The sequence below is a fragment of the Thalassospira sp. ER-Se-21-Dark genome (assembly GCF_017922435.1).
Classification (GTDB): Bacteria; Pseudomonadota; Alphaproteobacteria; order Rhodospirillales; family Thalassospiraceae; genus Thalassospira.
Genome location: NZ_VDEZ01000005.1, coordinates 72,714 through 97,891, shown reverse-complemented (window position 1 = coordinate 97,891; position 25,178 = coordinate 72,714). Strand labels below are relative to the sequence as shown.

Genomic DNA, 25,178 nt, shown 5'->3' with positions numbered 1-25,178 from the left:
GGTGATGGCAGAGATAACCGATCCAGTCCAAAAGCAGGCGAGCAAGGCCGCGACCGAATGGTTGATCCGCCTGCAGGAGGATCCGGAAAACCCGGAACTGCAAGCACAGTTTGCCGACTGGTGTGCCGAGGACCCAGCCCACATTGATGCCTGGAAGGCGACGCAAAAGGCCGCCGATCTGATGGCAAAGGCCAAGCCGTCTGGCACGGCCGATTGGCAGGCGTTCCTTGCGGCGCGCCGCGAGGGTAGCGACAAAGGTGATGTCGACGGTCAGCAGAATGATGCGGTCGCGGCGCTTTTGAATATTGATTACGAAAAGGCCGTTGCCGAAGGCAAGGTTATCTCGGCGCAAACCCGGTTTCAAAAGCGCGGCAATATGTCCTGGCGCGGGATCGGGCTTGGCGGGGTGGCGGTGGCGGCATCCCTTTTGGCCGCCATCATCGGGCCGGATATCGCAACCCATATGCAGGCCGATTATGTCACGGCAACAGGCGAGATGCGCACCATTACGCTTTCTGACAACAGCACGGTAACCCTTGCGCCGGAAAGTGCGATTACCGTGCATTTTGACGGGGCAACACGCTTTGTCGAATTGCTCGATGGCGAGGCGTTTTTTGACGTCACCCCGGATCCGCAAAAGCCGTTTCGCGTTGGGGCGGATCAGGTGATGGTCACGGTGCTTGGCACCGGATTTGATGTTTCCGAAGGCAATGCTGTTTCGACGGTTGGCGTGGAACACGGGCGGGTGCAGGTCGAAAATGTCGCCAATGTACCGGCGGTTTTTGAAATCCTTGAAGCCGGGCAGAATGTCCGGGTCGGGCAGGACGGCACGGTGATCCGTCATCCTTCGCCGACCAGCCAAATTGGCGCCTGGCGCAAGAACCAGCTGATCGCACAGGATCAACCGTTATCCGACGTTGTTGATCAGCTTCGGCGCTATTTCAATGGCGCCATCCTGATCACCGATGAGGTGTTGGCTGCCCAGACGGTCACAGGGGTCTATCGCCTTGATGATCCGGTATCGGCCTTGCGCGGCATGGCGCGGGCGCAAAAGGCAACGGTGCGTGAAATCACGCCGTGGGTTCTGGTTGTCTCAAAGTCCTGATGGCGGTGGGGGCCTGATTTCGGCCCCCATTTAAACTTACTCATCAGAAAAAATAATGCCTTTCAAATCCGCAGAATTTTGCGGGTTTGGAACCATCCTGATGATTTCCCATAAAAATTTTTGAAAAAACAGAACCGGCATCCGTTTTGTCTTTTATGCGAAATTGAGAAGCGTTTGCATTCTCAATTTGTTTCAGGCATAGGACATGAAACGGAGATAGAAGAAAATGAACAATGGGGGTGCAGCTCGACTGCAAAAACGTGGTCGTGTTGTGGTAATAGCCAGTGCCTTGATGATGACAACCGCCTTGGCGCCGGCCGTGTTGTTTGCACCTGACGCAAATGCACAGGTCAGTGCGGGCGGGATCGATGCCGAGCATGCATTTGATATTCCGGCCCAGTCACTGACCAGTGCGCTGGCCCAGTTTGGCGTGCAGGCCGGTGTGCAGGTCACCGTAGACGGAGCACTTGCACGCGGAATTGATGCGCCGACCATCAATGGCACGATGCGCGCAAGCACAGCCCTTGAGGCGCTTCTGCGCGGGTCGGGGCTTGATTATGACGTGACCAGTGATGGCACGGTTGTGATCGAGGCGGTGACAAGCAGTGCAGGCGAGGAAGTTCTTGAAACGCTCCGGGTCGAGGCCAATGCGCCAGAAGTCGCCGATCCGACCAAAGCCATCACCGACAGTTTTGTCGTATCGCGCTCACGAACTGCGTCGAAAACCGATACGCCCATTTTGGATGATTCATCGGCGGTTTCCGTGGTGACGCAGAAAGAAATGGAAACCCGTAACGTTCAAGATCTGCAGCAGGCAGTGGCCTATACTGCCGGTGTGCAGGCGGGCGAATATGGTTCGGATGTCCGCTATGACTATGTTCGTATCCGTGGTTTCGGGCAGCAGAATCTTGGGGCATACCGTGACGGGCTGCCATCGCGGATTTACAATTTTACCAACAGTCGTCCGGAGGCCTATGGCCTGCAGCAGGTTGATGTGCTTAAGGGGTCGACATCCAGCCTTTTTGGCATGAATGGCCCGGGCGGTTTGGTCAATATGACAACCAAGCGCCCGCAGGATGAGGCCAGCGGCGAAGTTCTGACCACCTTTGGTGAAAATCATCTGCGCGGCGCGGGCGATGTGACGGGTCCGGTTGGCGAAAACAGCAACTGGTCCTATCGCCTGACTGCTTTGTGGCAGGATGCCGAGCGCGGGCAGGACTATTCGCAGGATGACCGCATCTATGTCGCACCGGCGTTTAGCTATACCCCAAATCTGGATACCAAACTGACCATCCTGACGAGCTATAGCGACCGGGAAAGCGGCCTTGGTTATGGCTTTCCGGCCGGGATCGAAACGAGCCGTGATGCGTTCTTCGGGGAACCTGATTTCAACAATTTCGATACCGAAGAAACCAATATCGGGTATGAGCTGTCGCACCAGATCAATGATAAGCTCGAGTTTCGTCAGAATGCGCGCTACACCCATGTCGATCTGACATACGAGACGGTTTATCTCAACGATACCACCCCGCTTGGTGACCGTTGGGCCTTTGCGATTTACGGAGAGCTTGACCGTTTTGCCATTGATAACCAGATCCAATATGACACCGCGATCAGTGACATGTTCGACAGCAAGACGCTTGTCGGGTTGGACTATAGCCGCGATCAGAACCGTGAACGACGCTTTGACGGTACGGCAAGTCCGATTGATCCCTATAATCCATCCTATTGCGGGATGTCGTGCATCGATATCGATTTCACCTCAGATACCGAAATTACCCAGGCGGCCTATGGCCTTTATGCCCAGGAACAGTTGACGATTGCTGACGACTGGATCGCGACCGTTGGCGGGCGTTTCGATTATGTTCAAAGCGACACCGACACCATTAGCAGCGGTACGACCGACGAACGGGATGATCACAAATTCACATCGCGTTTTGGTCTGACCTATAAGGCGACCAACGAAGTTTCGGTTTACGGAAACTATTCGGAATCCTACCAACCGGTTTATTCCAGCCTGGCATCGCGTCCGGATGGGGTGAAACCGCAGGAAGGCACGCAGTACGAAATCGGTGTGAAGTACCAGCCCGAAGCAATCGATGCACTGTTTACGGCTGCAGTATTTGATCTGACGCAGGAAAACGTTTCGCAGTACAATTCCGCGACCAGAACCTACCACCAGATCGGTGAAATCAATTCCCGCGGGCTTGAGCTTGAAGGTAAAATGTCGCTGGGTGAGCAGACGAACATGACGCTGGCCTATACCTACCTTGATGCCGAAATCAAGGATGACTTGACGGCGGCAAATATTGGCAACCGCCCGGCAAACGTACCCGAGCATCAGGCTTCAGCCTGGCTTGACTACACTATTCCGGGGCAGGGCGCGCTTGGCGATCTGACCCTTGGCGGTGGAGTGCGTTTTGTCGGTGAACGTCAGCGCAATGACGGCAATACCGAAACTCTGCCGTCAAACAGCGTGTTTGACGCAGCCATCAACTATGCCGTGACTGATGACGTCAGTCTGTCCGTGAACGCCACCAACCTGCTTGATCGGGAATATGTTTCTTCAAATACATTCGGCAGCCGTTACTACGGCGATGGCCGCACGGTTCTGGCGACCCTGAAATACAGCTGGTAACGCGAAGCCTTTAAACAGAAGCGGCCGCCCGTCTTAATGATGGGCGGCCGTTTTGTTGTGTCGGGACGGGGTATAAAGGCCTAGCTGCCGTCAGCAGTGCGAAAGACCGTAAGACCGTTAACGACAACCCGCCCATCGGGGAGCAACTGACCGTCATATTCGGTCGTGCCTTGTGGGCCGGGGCGTCCGGCGGCAAGGCCGTTTACGGCAAAGGGTACAAGCGCGCCAAGAATGGTCGGGTTGTCTGGCGTTCCCAAAAGATCGACGAGTTTTTCCTGCCCCAGAAGTCTGAAATCAAACTCACCTGTAAAGCCATAACGTGCGGCAGCCTGTGCCAGGAATTCGCCGGAACCCAGCGCCTCAAGCCCCCGGGATTCAATATAGAATTCATCAACCTTGACCGGGGCACCGTTCTGGGCGGCCTTTTTCCACAGCGCATCGCCAATCTGGCGACGGGCAAAGCGCGGGGCGGTGCCGGTCAGGATGTCGTGGAAACCCTTTTCGATAATGGGCTGTGCGTCAGACCATGGCAGACCGGTACTGCTGCTTTTGACCCGCACCGTGCGCGGCTGGATCAGGCTTGGCAGCCACAAACCATCATGGGAATAATCAAGATGGGTTGCGCCGTCTTTGTCAGGATAAAGCGTGAAGCTCGCCGATTTGATCGAGCCGCGCTTTTCACGGTTCGGGCCGGTCCACTCGGCCGCCTGCCAGGCGATCTTGGCCATTTCGGGCAACCATTGAATGATCAGGCCATTGATCAGCCAGTGCTTGCGCGAAACCGGCTCGTCCCCGACCAGAAAATCGGCAAAGCCGTCAAAGGTAACCGGCACATTGCGCGCAGTATCCCAGCGCAAATAACCCCCGGCATTGCGCAGCGTCAGGTCGCGTTGATCCGTGGTTGCCTCGGCCAGCATTTTCGCCTGTGTGGGCAGTTTGACATCAAGATCAACCTGATTGGCACTATCAGTATCGCGCACCGTGACCAGAACGTCGTCCATCGCCAGTTGGCGCGGGCTGGAATAGCCGCTGAGATCAAGGGAAACCGCGTCATAAACCAGTTCGACCGCATCGCCGTCGATGGGGCGGGCATCGACCTCGGTCGCGGAAATACCGGATTGCATCAGGATCGCATCAAGCGCCGTGCGGGCATCTTCGACGGAAATAGCGTCGGCACGCGTGGTCAGGCCGACAATCGAAATTGCCAGAACGCCAAAGCCGGTAAGTGCCTTTCGCAACTGCATGACGGGGTCCTTTTGCTTGCCAGAAGGGGAATACGCCCTCTGTTGGTAACGCAGGCCAGAGTTTACCCCAAATTTGGTAATGTTAGGGCAAAGTAATTCAGGTGTGATGCAGGTCACCCTTCGGGAATTTTCGCCACGATAGGTCGCAACTGACAGGATGCTGTCAGGAGGGGCTGGCTATAAAGCCACTCATCGACAACGGAGGGGGAGGTTATGTGTCCGCGCAGTCGAACTGGTCACGTGCTTGTGGTGTTGCGACACCACACAGGAAGGTCTCAACCGCGCGGGAAACACGTTCAGCAATCTGTTGATCGGTCATTGGCGGGCGCGGATTGTGTTTCATGATGCGCGACAGCCAGTCTCCGATGACCATGGATTCAAACATTTCAGCCGAATGTTCCGGATCATCGATGATCATATTGCCAAGCTTTTGTTGCCTTGAAAGGTAATCGGCAAGGTGTTTGCGCGTGCTGTCGGGGCCAACTTCAAAGAATTTCTCGATCAAGGGTAGAAAATGCTGGCCTTCGGAATACAGAATCTGGGTGAAGCGGGCGACTTCCTCGGTTACAATCTTTTGCGCCAGTTTCGTGCCGAAGTCCGTCAGGGCATCACGGGGAGGGAGATCGGTTTCCAGTGAAATATGCAGTTCGGCTGAGAATTCTTTGCATTGCTCGGTCATGACCGCAGCCAGCAAACCATCCTTTCCGCCAAACGCTTCGTACAGGGTTGTGCGCGACCCGCCAGATTTTGAAATCACGTCATTGAGGGTCACGCCAGCAAAGCCACGTTCAAGCAATAACGCCCATGCGGCATCCATCATTGCGCGACGGCGCGCAGTACCGCGAGAATGTTGTTTTTCAAGCTTTTCGGGCGTTTCACTCATGTTTCTTGGCTCTGCTGTTTTTGGCTCTTGATCGTGCAGCGCACAATGTGTACTGTACCGTACAGTATTTATAAAAGCAATGGCAAAGCGCACACCACACGGCTTTGCGCGGACTTAGAAGGAATAAGCATTTTGTCCATGCGATCTTGTTTGAAATTCGCTGGTATGGCAGCGCTTGTCGTGCTTGTAGCCGCCTGCAGCGAGCAGAGCGAAGGCGACCAACAGGCAGCCGCCCAGCAACAGCCACAGGCGATCCCGGTCGGTACCGTGACGCTGAACGCGCAGACTGTTGACCTGGTTGAGGAAATGCCGGGTCGTACCGTTGCCTTCCGTCAAGCAGACATCCGCCCGCAGGTCGATGGCATTATCAAGGAACGCAACTTCACCGAGGGTGCGTTTGTTGAAGCCGGTCAGCAGCTTTATATGATTGATCAGGAAGTTTACCTTGCGCGCGTTGATGCAGCCCAGGCCGAACTGACCCGTCAGCGCGCAACCCTTGACCAGACGACCAAGACGCGGTCGCGCTATGACCCGCTGATCAAGTCGCAGGCCGTCAGCCAGCAAACCTATGACGATGCAGTTGCCGCCGAAGCACAGGCCAAGGCAGCGGTTGCCGCGGCACGTGCCGAGCTTGAACAGGCGCGCATTAATCTCGCCTACACCACGGTCACCGCACCGATTTCCGGTCAGATCGGTTCGTCGGATTATTCCGAAGGTGCGCTTGTGACCGCCAATCAGTCGGCAAAACTGACCACCATCACCCAGCTTGATCCGATCTATGTCGATGTGACCCAGGCCGGTGGCCGGTTGCTGAAGATCAAGGAAGCCATCCGCAATGGTCGCATCAAGGGTATCGAGGAAGGCCAGATCGAGGTTTCCCTGATCATTGATGCCACCGGCGAAGAATATCCGCACAAGGGCACCTTGCAGTTTTCCGATGTGACGGTGAATGAAACCACCGGCACGGTACGGTTGCGCGTTGTGTTCCCGAACCCGGATGGCACGCTTCTGCCCGGTATGTTTGTGCGCGGTCAGGTCCGTCAGGGCCATCTTGAAGACGCATTCCTTGTGCCGCAAAAAGCGGTGATGCGCCGCCCGGATGGCTCGGCTTATGCCTATGTCGTCGAGGATGGCAAAGTTGCCTCCAAGGATCTGACGATTGAGCAGTCGCAGGGACAGGATTGGCTGGTGACGGCCGGTATCGAAGATGGCGCGCAAGTCATTGTTGATGGCATCCAGCGTATCGGACCGGGTGCACCGGTTGCGCCACAGCCCGTTGAAACCGCCAAAGCCGCCGAATAAGGACTTATTCAATGGCAAAATTCTTTATTGATCGCCCCGTCTTCGCCTGGGTTGTCGCCCTGGTGATCATGTTGGCGGGGGGACTTTCGCTTTGGCAGTTGCCAATCGAACAGTATCCGTCGATTGCACCGCCGTCGGTCGAGATCGAGGCAACCTATCCGGGGGCATCGGCCCAAACTGTTGAAAACACGGTCACCCAGGTGATCGAACAACAGATGAACGGGCTTGATTACCTGCGTTATATGTCCTCGACGTCTTCGGGGAACGGTCAGGCAACAGTGACCCTGACCTTCGAACCCGAAGCCAATCCGGACATCGCCCAGGTTCAGGTTCAGAACAAACTGCAGGCTGCCATGTCGTCCCTTCCGACAGAAGTGCAGCAGCAGGGTGTTACGGTTAGCAAGTCCAGTGGCTCGTTCCTGATGGTTGTCGGCTTTGTCTCGGCAGACGGATCGATGGATGCCGAAGACCTTTCGGACTTCGTCGTTTCGTCGGTGGAGGACCCGATTGCCCGTGTGAACGGTGTTGGTTCGGTTCAGGTGTTTGGTGCGCAGCACGCGATGCGCATCTGGCTCGATCCGAACAAGATGCTGTCCTATAACCTGACGGTGATGGATGTTAACAATGCCATCGAGGCACAAAACACCGAAGTTACCGCCGGTCAGATTGGCGGCGCGCCGTCGATTGACGGTCAGCAGATCAACGCAACCATCACCGCGCAAAGCAAACTTCAGACGGTCGATGAATTCTCCAACATCCTGCTAAGGGTCGAAACCGATGGCTCGCAGGTGCGTCTTGGTGATGTAGCGCGCATCGAGATCGGCGGTGAAAGCTATAGCATCGTCGGGCGGTACAATGCGCAGTCGGCAACCGGTATTGGTATCAACCTTGCCACCGGTGCCAACGCGCTTGATACCGCAGATGCGGTCAAGGCCCGTCTGGCAGAACTGAAACCGTTCTTCCCGCAAGGCATCGAGATCGTCTATCCCTATGACACGACGCCGTTTGTCGAAGTGTCGATCGAGGAAGTGGTCCATACCCTGTTCGAGGCGATTGTCCTCGTCTTCCTGGTGATGTTCCTGTTCCTGCAGAACTGGCGGGCAACGCTTATTCCGACGATTGCCGTGCCGGTTGTCTTGCTCGGCACATTCGGGATCCTTGCGGCCTTTGGCTATTCGATCAACACGCTGACCATGTTTGCCATGGTGCTGGCCATCGGGCTTCTGGTCGATGACGCGATTGTTGTGGTTGAAAACGTCGAACGTGTGATGCACGAAGACGGTCTTCCGCCACGTGAAGCAACGCGGAAATCGATGGGCCAGATTACTGGTGCGCTGATTGGTATTGCCCTGGTGCTGTCAGCGGTGTTTGTGCCGATGGCCTTCTTTGCCGGGTCGACCGGGGCGATTTATCGCCAGTTCTCGGTCACGATCGTTTCGGCCATGGCACTTTCGGTGGTTGTGGCGATTGTTCTGACCCCGGCACTTTGCGCAACCATGCTTAAGCCCGGTCATGAAGACCCGAGCAAGAAGAAAGGCCCGTTTGGCTGGTTTAACCGCGGGTTCGACAAGACCAACAACTTCTATCAAGGCAGTGTTGGCCATGTCGTGAACCGCAAATGGCGCTATCTGTTCGTTTACGGCATTCTTGTCGCGGCGCTGATTGCGCTGTTTGGCCGTCTGCCGGGGTCGTTCCTGCCAGAAGAAGATCAGGGCATCATGTTTGCCATGGTCCAGCTTCCGGCTGGCGCGTCTCAGGAACGCACCGTTGAAGTTCTCAAGAAGCTTGAAACACACTTCATGGAGAACGAAGCGGAAAACATCGATGGTCTGTTCACGGTTGCCGGCTTCTCGTTCGCCGGCAGTGGCCAGAACGCCGGTATTGCGTTCGTGAACCTGAAAGACTGGTCGGAACGTACCCGCCCGGATCAATCGGTTGATGCGGTGATTGGACGTGCCTATGGCGCGTTTGCCCAGATCCGCGAAGCCATGGTCTTTGCCTTTGCACCGCCAGCGATTATCGAACTGGGTACTGCAAACGGCTTTGACCTGCAGCTTGTTGACCGCGGTGGCATTGGTCACGATGCCCTGATTGCTGCCCGTAACCAGCTTTTGGGTATGGCATCACAGGACCCGCGTCTTGTTGGTGTGCGCCCCAACGGCCTCAATGATACCCCGCAGCTAAACGTCAATATTGATCAGGAAAAGGCCAGCGCCCTTGGCGTGAGCATTGCTGACATCAACCAGACATTGGCCGCGGCCTGGGGGTCAAGCTACGTCAACGACTTCATCGAAAATGGCCGGGTCAAGCGCGTCTATATGCAGGCAGATGCCAAATACCGCATGATGCCCGAAGACATGGATTACTGGTATGTCCGCAACCAGATGGGCGAGATGGTGCCGATTTCGGCTGTCTCTTCGTCGGAATGGACATATGGTTCGCCGCGTCTGGAACGCTTCAACGGTCTGTCCTCGCTCAACATTCAGGGCTCTGCCGCCCCGGGTGTGGCATCGGGTGACGCGATGAACGCAATGCAGGAACTGGTAAACAAGCTTCCGGGTGGTATCGGCCTTGAATGGCAGGGACTGTCCTATGAAGAACGCGAAGCGGGTGAACAGGGACCAGCATTGTATGCCCTGTCGATGATCGTCGTCTTCCTGTGTCTGGCAGCGCTTTATGAAAGCTGGGCCATTCCGATTTCGGTAATGATGGTCGTGCCGCTGGGTGTCCTTGGTGCGGTGATCGCAGCGATGCTGCGTGGTCTGCCTGATGACGTCTATTTCCAGGTGGCGATCCTGACGACGATCGGTTTGTCGGCCAAGAACGCCATCCTGATTGTCGAGTTCGCCCGCGAACTTTACGACCAGGGCATGGGGCTTCTGGAGGCAACAGTCGAGGCCGCCCGCCAGCGTCTGCGTCCGATCATCATGACGTCGATGGCCTTTACCCTTGGTGTCGTGCCACTGGCAATTTCGACCGGTGCCGGTGCCGGGGCCCGTGTGGCCGTGGGTACCGGTGTGATGGGCGGGATGATTGCGGCAACCGTGCTTGCGATCTTCTTTGTGCCGCTGTTCTTTGTTCTGATTGTTGGCACCTTTGCCAAGAACCGGAAGAAAAAGGGCGAAGTCCAGGCTGCCCACGAACATCCGGCTGAATAAAATTTAAGGCCAGCCTTATCAAAAGGCTGGCCTTAAACGGCATCGCGCCGTGACGGTGCAGAATTTAAACTTCTGCATGATCCCCCGACCCCGCCGTTGCGCGTGCGAAAGAAAGGGCCGATGCGTTTGCATCGGCCCTTTTGTTTTGACCGCAACCCCCAATAAGGTCAAGCGCCTTTTGGATAGGGTGCGCCGTGCCAAACTCGCACGAACGGCGCAGATATCGAACTTTTGGGCAGGCAAAAGTCAGGTTTTGCTCATGCTATCAAGGCTCTGACGGTGGGCGTGCATCTGATGGAAAATGGCGTATCTGCGATCATGATCTGCCTTGGCTGACGGGTCGGGCGCATGGGCGGTTTCCTTGCCTGCCATCTGGCGTGCGGCCCGGGCAAGGCCGCCTTTTGCATCAAGGGCACCTGCGGCCAGCATCGCCGATCCCAGAAGAACCGGCTCCTCGCAGTCAGACATCACGACCGTACAGCCGGTGACATCGGCATAGAGTTTCACCAATACCTTGCTGGCGGTGTGCCCGCCGCTCAGGTGGATGTGGGTGATGTCATAGCCGGTATCATTCATCGCATCGATGATATGACGCGTGCCATAGGCAATCGCGCAAGCAGTCGCCCAATAAAGCTTCAGGAAGCTTTCCTCGCTCTGATCCAGTGTCAGGCCGGAAATCACGCCAAGGGCTTCGGGGTCGGCCAGCGGCGAGCGGTTGCCATGGAAATCTGGCAGAACATGCAGGCGCGGCGCCAGATCGGTCTTTTCTGCCATCATCGGCATCAGTTTTTCACCGGCAAGCTTATGGGCATCACGGCCCATGTCATGGGAAAACGGATGCATGGCAACGATGTGATCGAGCAACGCACCGGTCGCCGATTGTCCGCCTTCATTAAGCCAAAGGTTCGGGGCAATCGCCCCAAAATAGGGGCCCCAGACACCCTTGATAAAGCGGGGTTCTTTCGATAACGCCATGTGGCAGGTCGATGTCCCCGCGATCATCGCAAAATGCTGATCAAGGTTGCCATCAAGATATTCACCAAGTGTACCCAGCGCCCCGGCATGGGCATCAATCAGGCCAGCCCCGACGACACAGTCGGTGGTCAGGCCAAGGTCGGCTGCCCCCTGTTCGGAAAGGGATCCGATCAGTTCCCCAACCGCAAGCGCACTGTCATGCATGTTGATCTTGTCATTCAGGTCTTCCATGTCGATTGCTTTCAGGAAATCGCGATCCCATGGCTGATCCTGATGGGCAAGATAGGTCCATTTGCACGTCACCGTGCAGCAGGACCGGGCGTTGCTGCCGGTGGCGCGGAATGACAGGAAATCGGCCAGATCATAGGCAGCACCCATTTTCTGCCAGGCCGTGTTGTGATGGCGTTTCAGCCACATCAATTTGGGGATTTCCATTTCGGGCGACATGGTGCCGCCAATATATTCCAGCACCTTGGCGCCGGTGGCGGTGCATTCCTCGGCCTCGCGGACGGCCCGGTGATCCATCCAGACAATCACATCCCAGTTGTCCGCGCCATCGGGGGTGACACCCATTGGTTTGTTATCCTGATCGCGGATCACAAGCGAGCAGGTGGCATCAAACCCGATGGCGGCGACCTTTTGCGCGGGGACTTCGGATTTGGCCATGGCATCACGTACCGACTGACAGACCGACTGCCAGATATTTTCAGAATCCTGTTCGACGAAATCGGGCTTTGGCCGGTTCATCGCAATCGCGTGTGCGGCACTGCCAAGCAATTTGCCATTGGCGTCAAAGACGCCGGCGCGCGCACTTCCGGTGCCGACATCGACACCGACAAAACAGGGGTAAGTGGGACTCATGATCGGGTACTCCTCCGCATATCCCCTAGCTTTTCGGGATTTCTCCGATGCCGGGTGATCTTTTGTTTGGGCTGTTGTTGTGTCTGTTTTGAGCTCAATTTTGCCTGAGTTGATCAAAAGTTCATTAATTGGTCAAATGTTCATTTTTGTTGACGCTGAACTTATCTCTTAGCTACGCTGTAGCGATAACATAAATCACACAAGCCAGGTTCAACATGGCCCGAGGAAACAATGTCCAAGGCCCGACCGATGATGTCGGGGCCGGTATCGTAACGTCAGCATCAGAGATCCAAGGTCTGTTTGACGCCTGTCGTGTTGTCCTGTTTGACTGTGACGGCGTTCTGGTCAATAGCGAACCGATCTCGTTGGCAACCCTTGTCGATGTGCTGGAACACTTTAACGCGCCGCTCAGTCTGCGCGACGTATCGGACCGGTTTACCGGACGATCAAGTTCCGCACCGATTGAATATATCAAAACCCAAACCGGCCGCGATGTCAGTGCGGAATTCAAACCGTATTACTATAAAATGCTGTTTGACCGCTATGACCGCGACCTGAGCAAGATTGACGGGATCGAAACCGTTCTGACCGTTCTTCAGGCACGCGATATTGCCTTTTGCATTTCATCAAGCAGTTCTGTCGAACGGCTTGAAAAAACCATGCAGGTCACGGGCCTTGGCCCATGGTTTGACGGGCGTGTTTATAGTGCTGATTTCGTTGAAAACGGCAAACCGGCCCCGGATCTTTTCCTGCATGCGGCCGATGCTATGGGATATGCCCCGGGTGATGCCATCGTGATCGAAGATTCTGTTGCCGGGGTGACGGCGGCACGGGCGGCGGGCATGAAATGCATCGGTTTTGTCGGCGGCGGGCATTATGCCGATGATCCCCAAACCGCCAGCCAGCGACTTTACGAAGCCGGTGCTGACATTGTTATTTCCGACATGTCGATGTTGGCACAGGCGATTGCGGTATAGCGCAGCTTACCGTTGGGTCAGAAGTTTCTGATAGCGGGTCTGGCTTTGGCTGAGGTGATCGCGCATCGCCTTGCGGGCGGTATCTTCGTCACGTGCGGCAATCGCATCATAAATCCGGCGATGTTCACCGGTGATCATCTGCATATAGGCCTTTTGGTCTTCGGCCTCTGGCGGGCGGCGGCGCAATTGCGCGCGCGGGATGGTTTTATCGCCCAGATGTTCGAGGAACTCGGCAAAGCGGCGATTGTTGGTGGCGGACGCAATCGCGCTGTGAAATTCGAAATCGGCCTGTTCGGTCGGCTCGCCCTTTTCAAGGGCGCGTTCCATTCTGGCCATCGCCTCGTAAATCTTGGTTTGCTGCGCGACAGAGCCTCGCGTGCAGGCAAGTCCGGCCGCCTCGATCTCGACCGCCATGCGCAATTCAAGGATTTCCAGAACGTCGGAAACTTGCGCGTAATCAACCGCAAAGATCGATTTATCATTGGCCCGCGTTTGCGGCGACAGAACAAACACCCCGGCACCCTGACGCGGTTCCAGCAACCCGTCGGCCTTAAGGGCGGCAATTGCTTCGCGGATCACGGTGCGGCTGACGCCGAACTGTTCGGTCAGAACCGGTTCGGTCGGCAATTTGCTTCCGGGTTCGCGTTGCCCGCTTTCGATCTCTTGGCGCAGGCTGGCGATCACTTTTTCGGTCAGCGAGACTTTGCGCGGGGCGGCCGACACACGTGGCTTGTTCATTTTGCGTATCCGATAATTCCGGTGTAAAACAACCAGATAAAAAATGGCGGTGTGGCGTTAAGGATTGTTTGGCGCCAGCAGAGTTACAATCTTCAATTAATCGAACGATAGTGGTTCTGTAAAGTCATCATATGATTTTGGTTGGATTTGAGGCACACAGGAATGGCCAAAAAAGGCGAACCTGAATACCGTTGGAACAGTGGCCCTTTTCAGATCGGGATTGTCCCAGACGGTGGGGCGATATCGCGGATTGACTGGATCCGCCCGGATGGCAAGGGCATTATCAATTTGTTGCGTCCGGTCACCCCGGAGGCGATTGCATCGGGCAATCCGTCAAATTTGGGCTGTTTCCCGATGGTGCCGTTTGCCAACCGACTGGCCTTTGCCGAGTTCGAATTTGATGGCCGTATCGTCAAGGTCCCTGCCAACCGCCCACCCAGCCCGCATGCCATTCACGGCTTTGGCCGGTCTTCCGAGTGGCAGATCGAACGCCCGACTGTTGATACGCTGCGCTTCAATCACAAACATGACGACCCGCAAAGTGGCTTTGTCTACGTCGCCTGGCAGGAAATCAAGGTCACCGAGGGGGATGTGACCATCGAAATCGGTGTGCGCCATTTGGGCAGAACACCGATGCCCTATGGCATTGGCCTGCATCCCTGGTTCCCGGGTGGCGAAGATGTTTCGGTCGCCTTTATTGCCTCTGACAGTTTTGCCACGGACGAGGATATGCTGCCGACCGCGCGCACGGTGATTGATCTGGGCCGCGATTTTTCCGATGGTCGCATGATCCGCCATAACCTGGCACTTGATGCTCATTATGCAGGTTGGCACCTTGAAGCCGACATGGTCTGGCAGGATGCCGGTTACAGTGTGAAGATGCTGGCAAGCGACAGCCTTTCAAACGTGCAATTCTATATCCCCGAAGACGGCAAGACATTCTGTGTCGAGCCGGTATCGCACGTGCCAAACGTTCATAACCGTCCGGAATTCAAGGAACTCGGCGATCTTGTCGTGCTTGATAACAACCAGACGCTGACCGGGACCATGACGCTGATCCCGACCTTGCATGAAACACCTGATAGCGGCTTGGTAGACGAGGACGAGGTTTTCGGCAAACCGGGCAACCGCGACTATTCGCTGGTGGATTGATCCGAAACGGCAGGCAGATCGGCAAAGGCTTTACCGACCAGAAGTTTATCGATAAAAACTTACAAGTAAGTTTTACAAGATAACAAGTCCGGGGGACGGATGTCGGAATTGCTTTTAAGGGTTCAGAAGCGCGAAAAGCTTGCCGATCAGCTTTATGGTCAGATCCTTGAACAGATCATCTCGGGCAACCTTGCCGAAGGTGCGAAGCTGCCCTCGGAAAATGAAATTTGTGCGTCCTTTGGCGTGTCGCGTCCGGTTGTGCGCGAAGCGTTGCGCAAACTGCAATCTGATGGATTGGTCTATGCCCGCCAAGGGGTTGGGTCGTTTGTTAAAAAACGCCCGCCACAAGGCTTGATCGAGTTTGGAGGTGTCAGCGATGTCGCGGGGCTTCTGCGTTGCTTTGAAGCACGTTCCGCGATCGAGGGCACAACGGCCCGCATGGCCGCCGAACGCGCCAGCCCGCGCCATCATCGCGAAATTGAAAATGCGCTTAAACTGCTCGAAGACGGGGTGTCGGCCGGTGATATTGCCGACAAGGCCGATCTGGCCTTTCACATGGCGATTGCCCGTGCCAGCGGCAACGAGATTTTCGTGACCATCCTTAATTCCCTGCATGAAGTAATGTCGAAATCCATGCGTGTGGCGCTTAATATCACGCGCGGTGGCTCGGCCGAACGTGCGCAAAAGGTGTTGTCTGAACACCGCCAGATCTATGATGCGATCCTTGGCCATGATGGCAATAGTGCCGAACTGATGATGCGCTATCACCTGCACCAGGCCCGCCAACGCGTCACCGATCACGCCCGCGACAAGTAAATAAATGTGCTGCCTGGCCTGACGGATACGGGTAGGGGCGGGCACAAATGCTGTTGACGAACAGGGCCCCGGACTGGCAAACCAGACACAACAAAAATTAATCATATGAATTTGGGAGTGTGCGATGACCGGTGGTGTAATGTATCAGCCGGAAATTCTCAGTGATGAGACTTTCACTTTGGCGGAATGCCCCAATTGGGATGCGGCCAACAATCGGCTTTACTGGACAGACATCCTTAATTGCAAACTGCACGCGCTTGATGTTGCCACAGGCCTGCGCAAAACATGGACCTTTGACAGCGAGCTTGGCTGTTTCGGGCTGACCGATCAGGGCCGCATTATCGTGGCCCTGCGCAAGGATATCCTTTTCCTTGATCCGAAAACCGACGCGCGCGCCCCGCTGTGTCGCATTGAAGACGGGATCAACAGCCGCACCAATGATGGCAAGATCGGCCCGGATGGCGCGTTCTGGGTCGGCACCATGGATGACAATCCTGAAAAGATGCCTATTGCCTCGCTCTATCGAATTACCGCTGATGGCAAGATCGAGGAAAAGGCAACCGGTTTCAAAATTTCCAACGGTATTGCCTGGTCCGCTGACGGGACGAAAATGTATCACTCGGACTCACGCGGGCCGTGGGTCAATCGCTGGGATTTTGATGTTGCCACGGGCAATATTTCCAACTGCACGCGTTACCTTGATCTCGATGATCGGCTTGGCCGTCCCGATGGCGGGGCTGTGGATGCCGAAGGGTGCTATTGGTCGGCCGGGGTGTCGGCGGGCAACCTTAATCGCTTTGCCCCGGATGGGACGCTTTTGAAATCGATCCCGATGCCAATGCCCAATCCGACCATGCCGTGTTTCGGCGGGCCGGACATGAAGACGCTGTATGTCACCAGCCATCAGGAAGGCTATAGCCCTGAAAAACGCGCTGAATTCCCGCATGCCGGGAAGTTGGTCAAGCTGCGCGTTGAAGTGCCCGGTGTGCCGGTCACAGCTTTCCGCGAAAATAGCGAGCGCCGCGCGTACCCCCGCTAAGAGGACTGCCAAAACCAAAAAGGGCCATGCAGGGAAATCTGCATGGCCCTTTTTCTTTGGGATCGGTTTGATCAGACCTTTTTGATTTCAGCCGTCACAGTACCAAGCCCCTCAAAGATCGCCTCGATCTTGCCATGCGGCGTAATGGTCGGAAGGGCGCAGGCACCGGTGGTGATGACGTCACCTGCCTTAAGGCTTTTGCCGCGTTTGGCAAGGAACCCGACCAGATATTCAAGCCCGCCAAAAATCTCTGGCCAGGCGTCCGGATCATCGTTGGTGGCAAGGACTTCACCGTCACTTTTGGTGGTGACTTTGCCGCCGATAAAACCAAGATCGCGCCAACCGTCAATTTCAGCACCCAGGATGAAGTGACTGGTCGAATTCAGGTCCGCCAAAGTCTGGATCGGGTCCTGTTTTTCGTGATAGCGGCGATCGGCAATCTCGATTGCCAGATGCATGCTTTTGATGTGATCAAGGATATCGCTTGATGTCGCATCCGGGGCAGGGGTGCTGTCCATGACGACGGCAATTTCGGCCTCGATATTGGGGAAATGGATGTCTTTGGTGGTCAGCGTCGCGCCATCACCAAGAATACGCCCATCCAGCAACGGCCCCACCAGGGGGCCATCCGCACCGATCTTCTCCTGTGCCGCACGGGTCGCAACTGCAAGCTTCCAGCCCGCCTGCGCAATGCCGACCGCGGCAAGGGTGGCGTCCTGAATGGCATAGGCCTCCTCAAAGGTTTTGGGCGCAATGTCAGCAGGCAGGGGATCAATCAGGGTGTGGGTGGTAAAGGCATCGGCAAGGATGCGGCTGGCGGCGGTGATATCAGTCATTCCCGGTCTTCTTGTTTGTGGCAATTGATTTGGTCGCCAGAGCCTAGCGGGCTTTGTTGCCAAAGTCATCATACCAATTGCCGCGATTCGGTGAAATCGACCAGATCTTCCTGATTCATTCCAAAGTCGTACAGTGTCGGAATGACCAAGAAATCCATGTTTTCTGCGGTTTATGGCGATTTCAAAAAGTCTGAGTATTATGTTTGACAAAGTAATATGATGAATTTATAGAATCGTCATAGTTATTTGACGTATTCAGACATTAGGGACGCTTGATGCACTATCTAGAGATGAAAAAGGCGATTGGCGCCGGGTTGCTTTCTTTTCCGGTGACGCCTTTTGATGCCGAAGGCGCACTTGATCTTGCGACCTATCGCACGCATGTCGGCTGGCTGTCGCAATATCCGGCAACCGCCCTGTTTGCCGCCGGTGGCACCGGGGAATTCTTTTCCCTGACCCCCGCCGAGGTGGTCGAAACCGTGCGTGCGGCCAAGGAAGTTGCGGGTGATACCCCGATCATTGCCGGGTGCGGATATGGCACGGCAATGGCAGTTGAACTTGCCAAGGCCTGCGAGGACGCCGGTGCGGATGGTCTTTTGCTGCTGCCGCAATATCTGGTTGGTGCCGAACAAGAAGGCCTGTTTGCCCGCGTGAAGGCGGTGTGTGATGCGGTCGATATCGGCGTGATTGTCTATAACCGCGATAATTCGATCATCACGGCGGAAACCTTGGCCAAGCTGTGCGACGTTTGCCCGAACCTGGTCGGGTTCAAGGACGGCCATGGCAATATCGAGATGGTTACCAAGGTTTGTACCGTGATCGGGGATCGTCTGTCCTATATCGGCGGCATGCCGACAGCCGAGGTTTTTGCCAAGGCCTATAAGGCAGCCGGGGTGACAACCTATTCATCGGCGATCTTCAACTTCCTGCCGCAACAGGCGCTTGATTTCTATGATGCGCTTGGCCGCGACGATGACGCCGCGATGAGCCGTGTACTGACCGAATTTTTCTATCCGTACCTTGATATCCGCAATCGTGGAAAGGGCTATGCCGTTTCCATCGTCAAGGCGGGCATGCGCGTGATCGGGCGCGATACTGGCCCGGTGCGCAGTCCGCTGACCGATTTGACCGATGCGGAACATGACATGCTCGCCGACGTGATCCGCAAGGCATACGGCGACGCGGCACTTCGCGCTGCCTGATGGCGGGGCGCCAACGCGACATATGACTTGTTATTTCCCGGCGGGTTCGCCCGCCGGGGAGACAGAATGGGACGCTAAAGCTGCAATCGGTGATCGGGAATTTGATACCGTTTGCAACTTAGTTGTTAACAAATCTTACAGTTATGTTTACAAGTGCTGAATTGTAGGATTAAATGATAAGAACAAGACCCAAAAGGGCAAAAGGCTTTAACGAAATAGACAACAGATTGTCTGGGAGGACCTGAAATGAACAAGTTTATCAAAACCACAACGCTGACGATTGCCGCTGCTGCCGTCTCGGTTGCGCTGGCATCCGGTGCGCAGGCCAAGGAATGGCGCGGCTGGAACATTCATCCGCCGGAATACCCGGTTTCGACCGGCATGGAAGAATTCGCCAAGCTGATCAATGAAAAGTCCGGTGGTGATCTGGAAGCCAAGGTTTACCATGGTGGCGTTCTGGGCGATCAGCCTGATGCGATCCAGCAGGTTCGTCTGGGCGGTCTGGATTGGGCTGTTTTCAACCTCGGCCCGCTGGGTGAAGTTGCCCCCGAAGCCAACGTTGTGTCGCTGCCTTTCATTTTCAAAAGCGTCGATGCGATGCATGACGTTATGGATGGCCCGGCTGGTCAGCAGATCGCCGATGGCCTGATCGAAGCGGGCTTGCAGCCGCTGGGCTGGTATGACTCTGGTGCGCGTTCGTTCTATAACTCCAAGCGTCCGATCAATACCCCGGCGGACCTTGACGGTTTGAAATTCCGCGTCATGAGCAACGATCTTTATGTTCAGATGGTTGATGCGCTGGGCGGTAACGCGACCCCGATGGCTTATAGCTCGGTCTATCAGTCGCTGAAAACCGGCGTGATTGACGGTGCGGAAAACAACTACCCGTCTTATGACAGCTCCGGCCATTTTGAGGCGGCGAAATACTATTCCGTCACCCAGCACCTGATCCTTCCGGAATGCCTGTGCATGAACAAGGCGCTTTATGACAGCCTGTCGGACGAGGAAAAGAAAATCGTCCACGAAGCAGCTGAAGCATCGGTCACTGTACAGCGTGCCGCATGGGCCGATCGTGCAGAGCAGTCCAAGGAAAAAGTCATTGCCGCGGGCATCGAAGTCAACGAGATCGCCGACAAACAGGCTTTCCAGGATGCCATGCAGCCGGTCTATGACAACTTCCTGAAAGCCAACCCGGATCTTGCCGATCTGGTCAAGGCGATCCAGGACGCGCAGAAATAAGGCCTTAAATATCTGAAGGGCGGCGATAATATCGTCGCCCTTCTTTTTGGCTGCGCTTAGTATGTTCGTCGTTTATCTGTTTCTGGTAGCGCGTAGATGTTTTCTCGTTTTGTTAATGTGATTGATCGCTTGGGCGGCGGGATTGCCGGGGTTCTGAACCTGATTGGTGGTTTGGCCCTTGTCGCACTGATCCCGAGTTTTGCCTGGCTGGTGTTCGGGCGTTATGTGCTGAATGAAACGCCGACCTGGGTCGAACAGGTTTCGCTTATTCTGATTGTGCTGATTACCTTTCCGGTCGCAGCTGCTGGCATCCGCGACAACAGCCACCTTTCCGTTTCCTTTTTCCGCGATGCATTGCCGCCGAAAATCGCCGCCATTGTTGCGGCCATCGGGTATGGCGCGTCGGCCTGGTTTGGCTATTGGATGCTGATCGGTGCGATGGATCTGGTTGCGTTTAACTGGGCCAAGACCATGCCGATCATTCATATTTCAGATGGCTTGCGGTCCGTGCCGATGGCGGTATGCGGGGCCGGGATCATGTTTTACAGCGTGGTTCATATCCTCAAGATTGCGGTGCGGTGGAAAACCATTTCCCAGGCCCGCATTTACCATGATGATTTGCTGAACGAGGACGTGAAATAACATGGGCATGACCATTCTTCTGGGCGTGTTTGCCATTGGTATTCTGATCGGCATGCCCGTTGCGATCGCACTTGGCATTGCCGCCCTTGGCGCGTTCTTTGTCGAAGGCCTTCCGACCCTGATTGCGTTTCAGCGCATCGGATCGGGGATCTCGGCCTTTTCGCTGCTGGCCATTCCGTTCTTTATTTTTGCCGGTGAACTGATGCTTCACGGCGGGATTGCGACCAGGCTTGTGCAATTTGCGACCGCCCTTGTCGGCAGTCGGCGCGGCGGTCTTGGCATTGTGAATGTGTTTTCATCGATGCTGTTTGGCGGCATTTCCGGTTCTGCTGTGGCCGATACGTCGGCCCTTGGATCGATCCTGATCCCGGTGATGAAAAAGGAAGGCTACCGCGCGGACTATGCGGTCAATGTCACCGTGACCTCATCAATTGCCGGGATCATGATCCCGCCCAGTCACAACATGATCCTGTATGCGGTGGCGGCCGGTGGCGGCATTTCGATTTCCAAACTATTCATGGCCGGTGTGGTGCCGGGCATTATCATGTGCCTGCTGCTGGGGCTTGCGACCTGGCTGGTTGCGATCAAGCACGGCTATCCGGCGGAACCGTTCCCGGGTTGGGCAGTGGTCTGGCGTACGGCGGTCCGCGCACTTCCGGGCTTCTTTACCGCCGTCATCATTGTCGGCGGGGTCCTGAGCGGTGTGTTCACCGTGACCGAATCAGGGGCGATTGGTGTGGCCTATGCGCTGATCATTACCGGGTTGGTCTATCGTGAGCTGAGTTGGGCCGGTTTTATTGCTGCGGTCAAACAATCGGCCAAGACGACGGCCCTTGTGATGCTGCTGGTTGGCTGTGCGTCGGCCTATGGTTACATGCTGGCGTTTTATCAGGTGCCGGATGCCCTGGCCGATGCGATCACCGGCATTACCGATAATCCGATCATGGTGTTGTTGCTGATCAATGTCATGTTGCTGGTTGCCGGCATGATCATGGATATGGCAGCCCTCATTCTGATTTGCACACCGATCTTCCTGCCGCTTGCCATGCAGTTCGGAATGGATCCGATCCAGTTCGGCATGGTTTTGATGATGAATTTGGGCCTTGGCCTGTGTACACCGCCTGTGGGATCGTGCCTGTTTGTCGGGTGCGCAATCGGCGGGGTGAAAATCGAAAAGGCCGTTCAGACGATCTGGCCGTTTTATCTGGCGATCCTGACAGCCCTTTTGCTGACAACCTATATTCCCGCGATTTCATTGACGCTTCCGAACCTTGTGTTCGGCGGTAACTGATCGCGGGCAAAGAGTGATACCAAAGAGGATAATTATGAAACGTTTGCTGATCACCGGTGCCGGTGGAAACCTTGGCAAGATCTGCCGCGAAGGGCTTAAGGGTTATGCCGATGTCATTCGCCTGTCTGATATTTCCCCAATGGACCCGGCTGGCCCAAACGAGGAAGTCGTGCAATGCGATCTGTCGGATCGTGCAGCCGTGATCGATCTGACCAAGGATGTCGACGGCATCATTCATCTTGGTGGTATTTCAATCGAGGCCGCTTTTGATGACCTGCTTCAGGCCAATCTTGCAGGCACCTATAACCTTTATGAAGGTGCGCGTCAGAACGGCGTCAAGCGCATCATGTTTGCCAGCTCCAACCATGCGATTGGTTTTCACAAGCGCACGACCAAGCTTGATGACACATCCGAACAGCGGCCCGATAGCCTCTATGGCGTGACCAAATGTTACGGCGAGGCGATTGCAAGCTATTATTTCGACAAGTTCGATGTTGAAACCGTCTCGGTGCGCATTGGCTCGTGCTTTGAGAAGCCAAAGGATCGCCGGATGCTGTCCACCTGGATGAGCCCGCGCGATTTTATCTCGTTGATGAAGGCGATCTTTAACGCCCCGATGACCGGCCATCTCGTGATGTATGGCGTTTCGGACAACGCATCGAAATGGTGGAGCAACGATCACGCGGACTTCCTTGGCTGGAAACCGCAAGACAGCTCCGAACAGTTCCGTGCCGAGATCGAGGCTGCTTTCCCGCCCGAAGATCGCCATGACCCGGCAGTGATTTATCAGGGCGGTGGTTTCGCCGCCAAGGGCCATTTTGAAGACTGATCCAAGTTCGGTCTTCGATCTTAGATCCGCCTAAAATCAATGGCCCGAACGAATTTCGTTCGGGCCATTGTTGCAACAGGTAGGCACGTCAAAAAGTTTGTCGGATCTGGTCCGTTAGCCTTGCAGCAACCGCAGCAGGTTTTGCGGCATCTGGTTGGCTTGGGCCAGCATGGCAACACCGGACTGAACCAAAATCTGTTTGGATGTAAAGGCCGTCATTTCGGCGGCAACATCCAGATCAAGCAGGGTGGAACGTGCCGATTCAGTGTTTTCCTGCGTCGATGCAAGGTTCTGGGCGGCAAAGTCCAGACGGTTCTGGGAGGTACCAATTGCGGCACGGGCGCGCTGCAAGTCGTCAATCGCACGCGTTACGACTTCGACTGCGTTTTGGGCGCCAGCAGCAGTGTTAATAGCGTTAGCACCAAGATCTTCGAGCGTTTCCTGACCGAGGCCGGACGATCCCAGTACCGCAGAGTCAACCGCGCTCAAATTAATCGAAAGACGATCATTGGCGGTGTTGCCGCCACCGACCTGGAACTCAATTGTGTCGGAGAGCTGCTGGCCCTTGTCCTCTTCCATGAAGAAGAACTGACCAGCGGATGTATCTATGCCAGATCCCATGAAATCGGTATTGGTCGAGTTAAAACCGAAATCATTGGAACCCGCGGTACCGGCTCTGACGTAATCAACAGAGTCCGAGAAGTTGGTGTTTACCGTAATTGAAAGGCCCAACTCGTCAAAATTGAGCACCGTGTTCTCGCCAGCAGCAATGGATCGTGATCCGCCGGTCGCGGCAAAATCGGTGATATCAATTGACTGGGTCCGCTCGATAGCACCATCAATCGCCGTAAGTACAGTCATGATGACCTGCTCGCCGGAACCTTCGTTAATTCTTATCTCAATCCCGTTATCGTCGACACCATCTTCGGCTGCGTCCTGTGCCCAGTAATTGTTGTCCGTGATCGCGAACCGGTCAAAACCGAAAGCGGGTGTGAGCGCGGCATTGGCAGCACCGGGTGTGAGGTTGATCGAAACGTCACCACCATCGCCAAGCAATTGAATGCCATTGAAGTTGGTTGAAGATGCGATCCGGTCGATTTCGTCACGCAGTTGGACGAACTCGTCGTTGAGGAAGCCGCGTTCGGTATCGGACAGGTTGCCAGAGGATGCCTGGACCGTCAGGGTCTTCATTCGAACGAGAACATCATCAATGGTTGCCATGCCGCCATCGGCGATTTGCAGCATCGAGTTGGCTTGCCCGACATTGACGGAGGCCGTTTTTAGGGCCTGTGTGGTGGCGTTTAAACGCGCACCAATTGCCATTGAGGCCGCATCATCGCGCGCAGAGACAACGCGCGTACCCGAGGACAGCTTTGATAGCGACCGCGTCGCCATCGCGTCAGAAGCAGACAGGTTGCGATGTGCAACATTGGCTGCATAGTTTGATATGATGTTTAGTGCCATTTTTGTTTTCCTACTTGGAAATTGGCGACGTTTACTACGTGTAAAACGCGCAATTCGGAGTTGAATCCTAAATCTATCATTATTATTAAAATGCAACCTTGTCCAGATAATTCTAATTTAGGGGCAAAAGGTGCTTGTCGTGGCCTGCCAAAAGGCCATCTGCTTTTTGAATTGACGCATGGTCAGGATTGCTTATAAGCATTGATGAAAATGATAACTGTTATCATTATCGAATTCTGGATGTGCAGCTATGGCGGTCTGTGACCGTTCCTGGGATAGTCTTTATCAGCAATATCATGACCGTTTGTTGCGACAGGTGCAGAAATATCTGCCCGCGCGCGACGAAAGCCAGGATGTGTTGCAGGATCTTTATGTGCAACTGCGCCATCGCGATATTGACCCGGCTGACATCGCCAATCCCCCGGCCTTTCTGATGCGCATGGCAACCAATCTGGCAATTGATGCCCTGCGTCGTAACAACCGCAATCCGGTTGAATTCACCGACCCGGCCGAAATCAGCGAGATCGATGGCGCAGGCAGCCAGTCCGTTACCCCCGAACAGATCAGTTCTGATCGCCAGCGGCTTGAGATCATCCGACGCGCGATTGATGATCTGCCGCCGCGCTGCCGCGAGGTGTTCTTGCTGTGCAAACGCGATCATCTGAGTACGGTGGAAGTGGCCGAACAACTTGGCATCAGTCGCAATATGGTGGAAAAGCATTTGCGTCAGGCGCTCGGACATTGCAAACAGGTGCTGGCGCGCCATGAAAATTAAACATCCTTTTTC

20 protein-coding genes are annotated in these 25,178 nt (G+C 55.3%); 14 read left to right on the top strand and 6 right to left on the bottom strand.

The window, feature by feature from the left end; translation table 11 throughout:
• Positions 1-4 precede the first annotated feature (4 nt).
• Positions 5-1,105, top strand: coding sequence for a FecR family protein (locus FHI25_RS17285; RefSeq protein ID WP_210519911.1), 1,101 nt, complete (start codon positions 5-7; stop codon positions 1,103-1,105).
• A gap of 226 nt (positions 1,106-1,331) precedes the next feature.
• Positions 1,332-3,743, top strand: coding sequence for a TonB-dependent siderophore receptor (locus FHI25_RS17280; RefSeq protein ID WP_210519908.1), 2,412 nt, complete (start codon positions 1,332-1,334; stop codon positions 3,741-3,743).
• An 80-nt stretch (positions 3,744-3,823) separates the two neighbouring features.
• On the opposite strand, the gene FHI25_RS17275 is transcribed toward FHI25_RS17280, so the two are convergent.
• Positions 3,824-4,987, bottom strand: a complete 1,164-nt coding sequence (locus FHI25_RS17275; RefSeq protein ID WP_210519906.1) for a hypothetical protein — start codon at positions 4,985-4,987, stop codon at positions 3,824-3,826.
• Between the two features lie 211 nt (positions 4,988-5,198).
• Complete coding sequence (locus FHI25_RS17270; protein WP_210519904.1) at positions 5,199-5,870, bottom strand: TetR/AcrR family transcriptional regulator; 672 nt, start codon at positions 5,868-5,870, stop codon at positions 5,199-5,201.
• A gap of 165 nt (positions 5,871-6,035) precedes the next feature.
• On the opposite strand from FHI25_RS17270, the gene FHI25_RS17265 reads away from it, so the two are divergent.
• Together FHI25_RS17265 and FHI25_RS17260 are read left to right on the top strand one after the other, a co-directional pair.
• On the top strand, positions 6,036-7,172 hold the full coding sequence (locus tag FHI25_RS17265; RefSeq protein ID WP_246879183.1) for an efflux RND transporter periplasmic adaptor subunit: 1,137 nt from the start codon (positions 6,036-6,038) through the stop codon (positions 7,170-7,172).
• 11 nt (positions 7,173-7,183) lie between these two features.
• Complete coding sequence (locus FHI25_RS17260; protein ID WP_210519900.1) at positions 7,184-10,330, top strand: efflux RND transporter permease subunit; 3,147 nt, start codon at positions 7,184-7,186, stop codon at positions 10,328-10,330.
• Between the two features lie 246 nt (positions 10,331-10,576).
• Here the strand turns inward: FHI25_RS17260 and FHI25_RS17255 are convergent, their stop codons facing one another.
• On the bottom strand, positions 10,577-12,166 hold the full coding sequence (locus tag FHI25_RS17255; protein WP_210519898.1) for an FGGY-family carbohydrate kinase: 1,590 nt from the start codon (positions 12,164-12,166) through the stop codon (positions 10,577-10,579).
• A gap of 215 nt (positions 12,167-12,381) precedes the next feature.
• Here FHI25_RS17255 and FHI25_RS17250 point away from each other — a divergent pair, with 215 nt between their 5' ends.
• Positions 12,382-13,143: an HAD family phosphatase gene (locus FHI25_RS17250; RefSeq protein WP_210519896.1), complete on the top strand. Its 762-nt coding sequence runs from the start codon at positions 12,382-12,384 to the stop codon at positions 13,141-13,143.
• 6 nt (positions 13,144-13,149) lie between these two features.
• Here FHI25_RS17250 and FHI25_RS17245 read toward each other — a convergent pair whose 3' ends face one another.
• On the bottom strand, positions 13,150-13,881 hold the full coding sequence (locus FHI25_RS17245) for a FadR/GntR family transcriptional regulator (protein ID WP_120226528.1): 732 nt from the start codon (positions 13,879-13,881) through the stop codon (positions 13,150-13,152).
• 162 nt (positions 13,882-14,043) lie between these two features.
• Between FHI25_RS17245 and FHI25_RS17240 the strand changes: the two genes are divergently transcribed.
• The 3 genes from FHI25_RS17240 (at position 14,044) to FHI25_RS17230 (ending at position 16,888) form a co-directional block, all read left to right on the top strand.
• Positions 14,044-15,033 carry an aldose 1-epimerase gene (locus tag FHI25_RS17240; protein ID WP_063087898.1) on the top strand — a complete coding sequence of 330 codons (990 nt, stop codon included), beginning with the start codon at positions 14,044-14,046 and terminating at the stop codon, positions 15,031-15,033.
• Positions 15,034-15,132: 99 nt separating this feature from the next.
• On the top strand, positions 15,133-15,849 hold the full coding sequence (locus FHI25_RS17235) for a FadR/GntR family transcriptional regulator (RefSeq protein WP_008890164.1): 717 nt from the start codon (positions 15,133-15,135) through the stop codon (positions 15,847-15,849).
• Between the two features lie 124 nt (positions 15,850-15,973).
• Positions 15,974-16,888 (top strand): SMP-30/gluconolactonase/LRE family protein, encoded by a 915-nt coding sequence (locus FHI25_RS17230; RefSeq protein WP_210519894.1) that lies wholly within the window; start codon positions 15,974-15,976, stop codon positions 16,886-16,888.
• A gap of 71 nt (positions 16,889-16,959) precedes the next feature.
• Here the strand turns inward: FHI25_RS17230 and FHI25_RS17225 are convergent, their stop codons facing one another.
• Positions 16,960-17,724: a fumarylacetoacetate hydrolase family protein gene (locus FHI25_RS17225; RefSeq protein ID WP_210519891.1), complete on the bottom strand. Its 765-nt coding sequence runs from the start codon at positions 17,722-17,724 to the stop codon at positions 16,960-16,962.
• 275 nt (positions 17,725-17,999) lie between these two features.
• On the opposite strand from FHI25_RS17225, the gene kdgD reads away from it, so the two are divergent.
• The 5 genes from kdgD to FHI25_RS17200 all read left to right on the top strand — a co-directional run bounded on the left by kdgD (position 18,000) and on the right by FHI25_RS17200 (position 22,927).
• Positions 18,000-18,926 carry a 5-dehydro-4-deoxyglucarate dehydratase gene (kdgD, locus tag FHI25_RS17220; RefSeq protein WP_210519883.1) on the top strand — a complete coding sequence of 309 codons (927 nt, stop codon included), beginning with the start codon at positions 18,000-18,002 and terminating at the stop codon, positions 18,924-18,926.
• A 246-nt stretch (positions 18,927-19,172) separates the two neighbouring features.
• Positions 19,173-20,165, top strand: coding sequence for a TRAP transporter substrate-binding protein (locus tag FHI25_RS17215; protein WP_063087906.1), 993 nt, complete (start codon positions 19,173-19,175; stop codon positions 20,163-20,165).
• Between the two features lie 96 nt (positions 20,166-20,261).
• Positions 20,262-20,807, top strand: coding sequence for a TRAP transporter small permease (locus FHI25_RS17210; RefSeq protein ID WP_210519881.1), 546 nt, complete (start codon positions 20,262-20,264; stop codon positions 20,805-20,807).
• Between the two features lies 1 nt (position 20,808).
• On the top strand, positions 20,809-22,098 hold the full coding sequence (locus FHI25_RS17205) for a TRAP transporter large permease (RefSeq protein ID WP_210519879.1): 1,290 nt from the start codon (positions 20,809-20,811) through the stop codon (positions 22,096-22,098).
• 34 nt (positions 22,099-22,132) lie between these two features.
• Positions 22,133-22,927: an NAD(P)-dependent oxidoreductase gene (locus tag FHI25_RS17200; protein ID WP_210519877.1), complete on the top strand. Its 795-nt coding sequence runs from the start codon at positions 22,133-22,135 to the stop codon at positions 22,925-22,927.
• Between the two features lie 114 nt (positions 22,928-23,041).
• Here the strand turns inward: FHI25_RS17200 and FHI25_RS17195 are convergent, their stop codons facing one another.
• Positions 23,042-24,391, bottom strand: a complete 1,350-nt coding sequence (locus FHI25_RS17195; protein WP_210519875.1) for a flagellin — start codon at positions 24,389-24,391, stop codon at positions 23,042-23,044.
• 250 nt (positions 24,392-24,641) lie between these two features.
• Here FHI25_RS17195 and FHI25_RS17190 point away from each other — a divergent pair, with 250 nt between their 5' ends.
• A complete protein-coding gene (locus tag FHI25_RS17190) occupies positions 24,642-25,166 on the top strand; it encodes a sigma-70 family RNA polymerase sigma factor (protein ID WP_210519873.1) in 525 nt (174 codons plus the stop codon).
• Positions 25,167-25,178 lie beyond the last annotated feature (12 nt).

What these genes read in the sequence shown, in the direction of transcription:
- FHI25_RS17285 (WP_210519911.1), top strand. Translation starts at nt 5, where the DNA reads ATGGCAGAGATAACCGATCCAGTCCAAAAGCAGGCGAGCAAGGCCGCG.
- FHI25_RS17280 (WP_210519908.1), top strand. Translation starts at nt 1,332, where the DNA reads ATGAACAATGGGGGTGCAGCTCGACTGCAAAAACGTGGTCGTGTTGTG.
- FHI25_RS17275 (WP_210519906.1), bottom strand. Translation starts at nt 4,987, where the DNA reads ATGCAGTTGCGAAAGGCACTTACCGGCTTTGGCGTTCTGGCAATTTCG.
- FHI25_RS17270 (WP_210519904.1), bottom strand. Translation starts at nt 5,870, where the DNA reads ATGAGTGAAACGCCCGAAAAGCTTGAAAAACAACATTCTCGCGGTACT.
- FHI25_RS17265 (WP_246879183.1), top strand. Translation starts at nt 6,036, where the DNA reads ATGGCAGCGCTTGTCGTGCTTGTAGCCGCCTGCAGCGAGCAGAGCGAA.
- FHI25_RS17260 (WP_210519900.1), top strand. Translation starts at nt 7,184, where the DNA reads ATGGCAAAATTCTTTATTGATCGCCCCGTCTTCGCCTGGGTTGTCGCC.
- FHI25_RS17255 (WP_210519898.1), bottom strand. Translation starts at nt 12,166, where the DNA reads ATGAGTCCCACTTACCCCTGTTTTGTCGGTGTCGATGTCGGCACCGGA.
- FHI25_RS17250 (WP_210519896.1), top strand. Translation starts at nt 12,382, where the DNA reads ATGGCCCGAGGAAACAATGTCCAAGGCCCGACCGATGATGTCGGGGCC.
- FHI25_RS17245 (WP_120226528.1), bottom strand. Translation starts at nt 13,881, where the DNA reads ATGAACAAGCCACGTGTGTCGGCCGCCCCGCGCAAAGTCTCGCTGACC.
- FHI25_RS17240 (WP_063087898.1), top strand. Translation starts at nt 14,044, where the DNA reads ATGGCCAAAAAAGGCGAACCTGAATACCGTTGGAACAGTGGCCCTTTT.
- FHI25_RS17235 (WP_008890164.1), top strand. Translation starts at nt 15,133, where the DNA reads ATGTCGGAATTGCTTTTAAGGGTTCAGAAGCGCGAAAAGCTTGCCGAT.
- FHI25_RS17230 (WP_210519894.1), top strand. Translation starts at nt 15,974, where the DNA reads ATGACCGGTGGTGTAATGTATCAGCCGGAAATTCTCAGTGATGAGACT.
- FHI25_RS17225 (WP_210519891.1), bottom strand. Translation starts at nt 17,724, where the DNA reads ATGACTGATATCACCGCCGCCAGCCGCATCCTTGCCGATGCCTTTACC.
- kdgD (WP_210519883.1), top strand. Translation starts at nt 18,000, where the DNA reads ATGCACTATCTAGAGATGAAAAAGGCGATTGGCGCCGGGTTGCTTTCT.
- FHI25_RS17215 (WP_063087906.1), top strand. Translation starts at nt 19,173, where the DNA reads ATGAACAAGTTTATCAAAACCACAACGCTGACGATTGCCGCTGCTGCC.
- FHI25_RS17210 (WP_210519881.1), top strand. Translation starts at nt 20,262, where the DNA reads ATGTTTTCTCGTTTTGTTAATGTGATTGATCGCTTGGGCGGCGGGATT.
- FHI25_RS17205 (WP_210519879.1), top strand. Translation starts at nt 20,809, where the DNA reads ATGGGCATGACCATTCTTCTGGGCGTGTTTGCCATTGGTATTCTGATC.
- FHI25_RS17200 (WP_210519877.1), top strand. Translation starts at nt 22,133, where the DNA reads ATGAAACGTTTGCTGATCACCGGTGCCGGTGGAAACCTTGGCAAGATC.
- FHI25_RS17195 (WP_210519875.1), bottom strand. Translation starts at nt 24,391, where the DNA reads ATGGCACTAAACATCATATCAAACTATGCAGCCAATGTTGCACATCGC.
- FHI25_RS17190 (WP_210519873.1), top strand. Translation starts at nt 24,642, where the DNA reads ATGGCGGTCTGTGACCGTTCCTGGGATAGTCTTTATCAGCAATATCAT.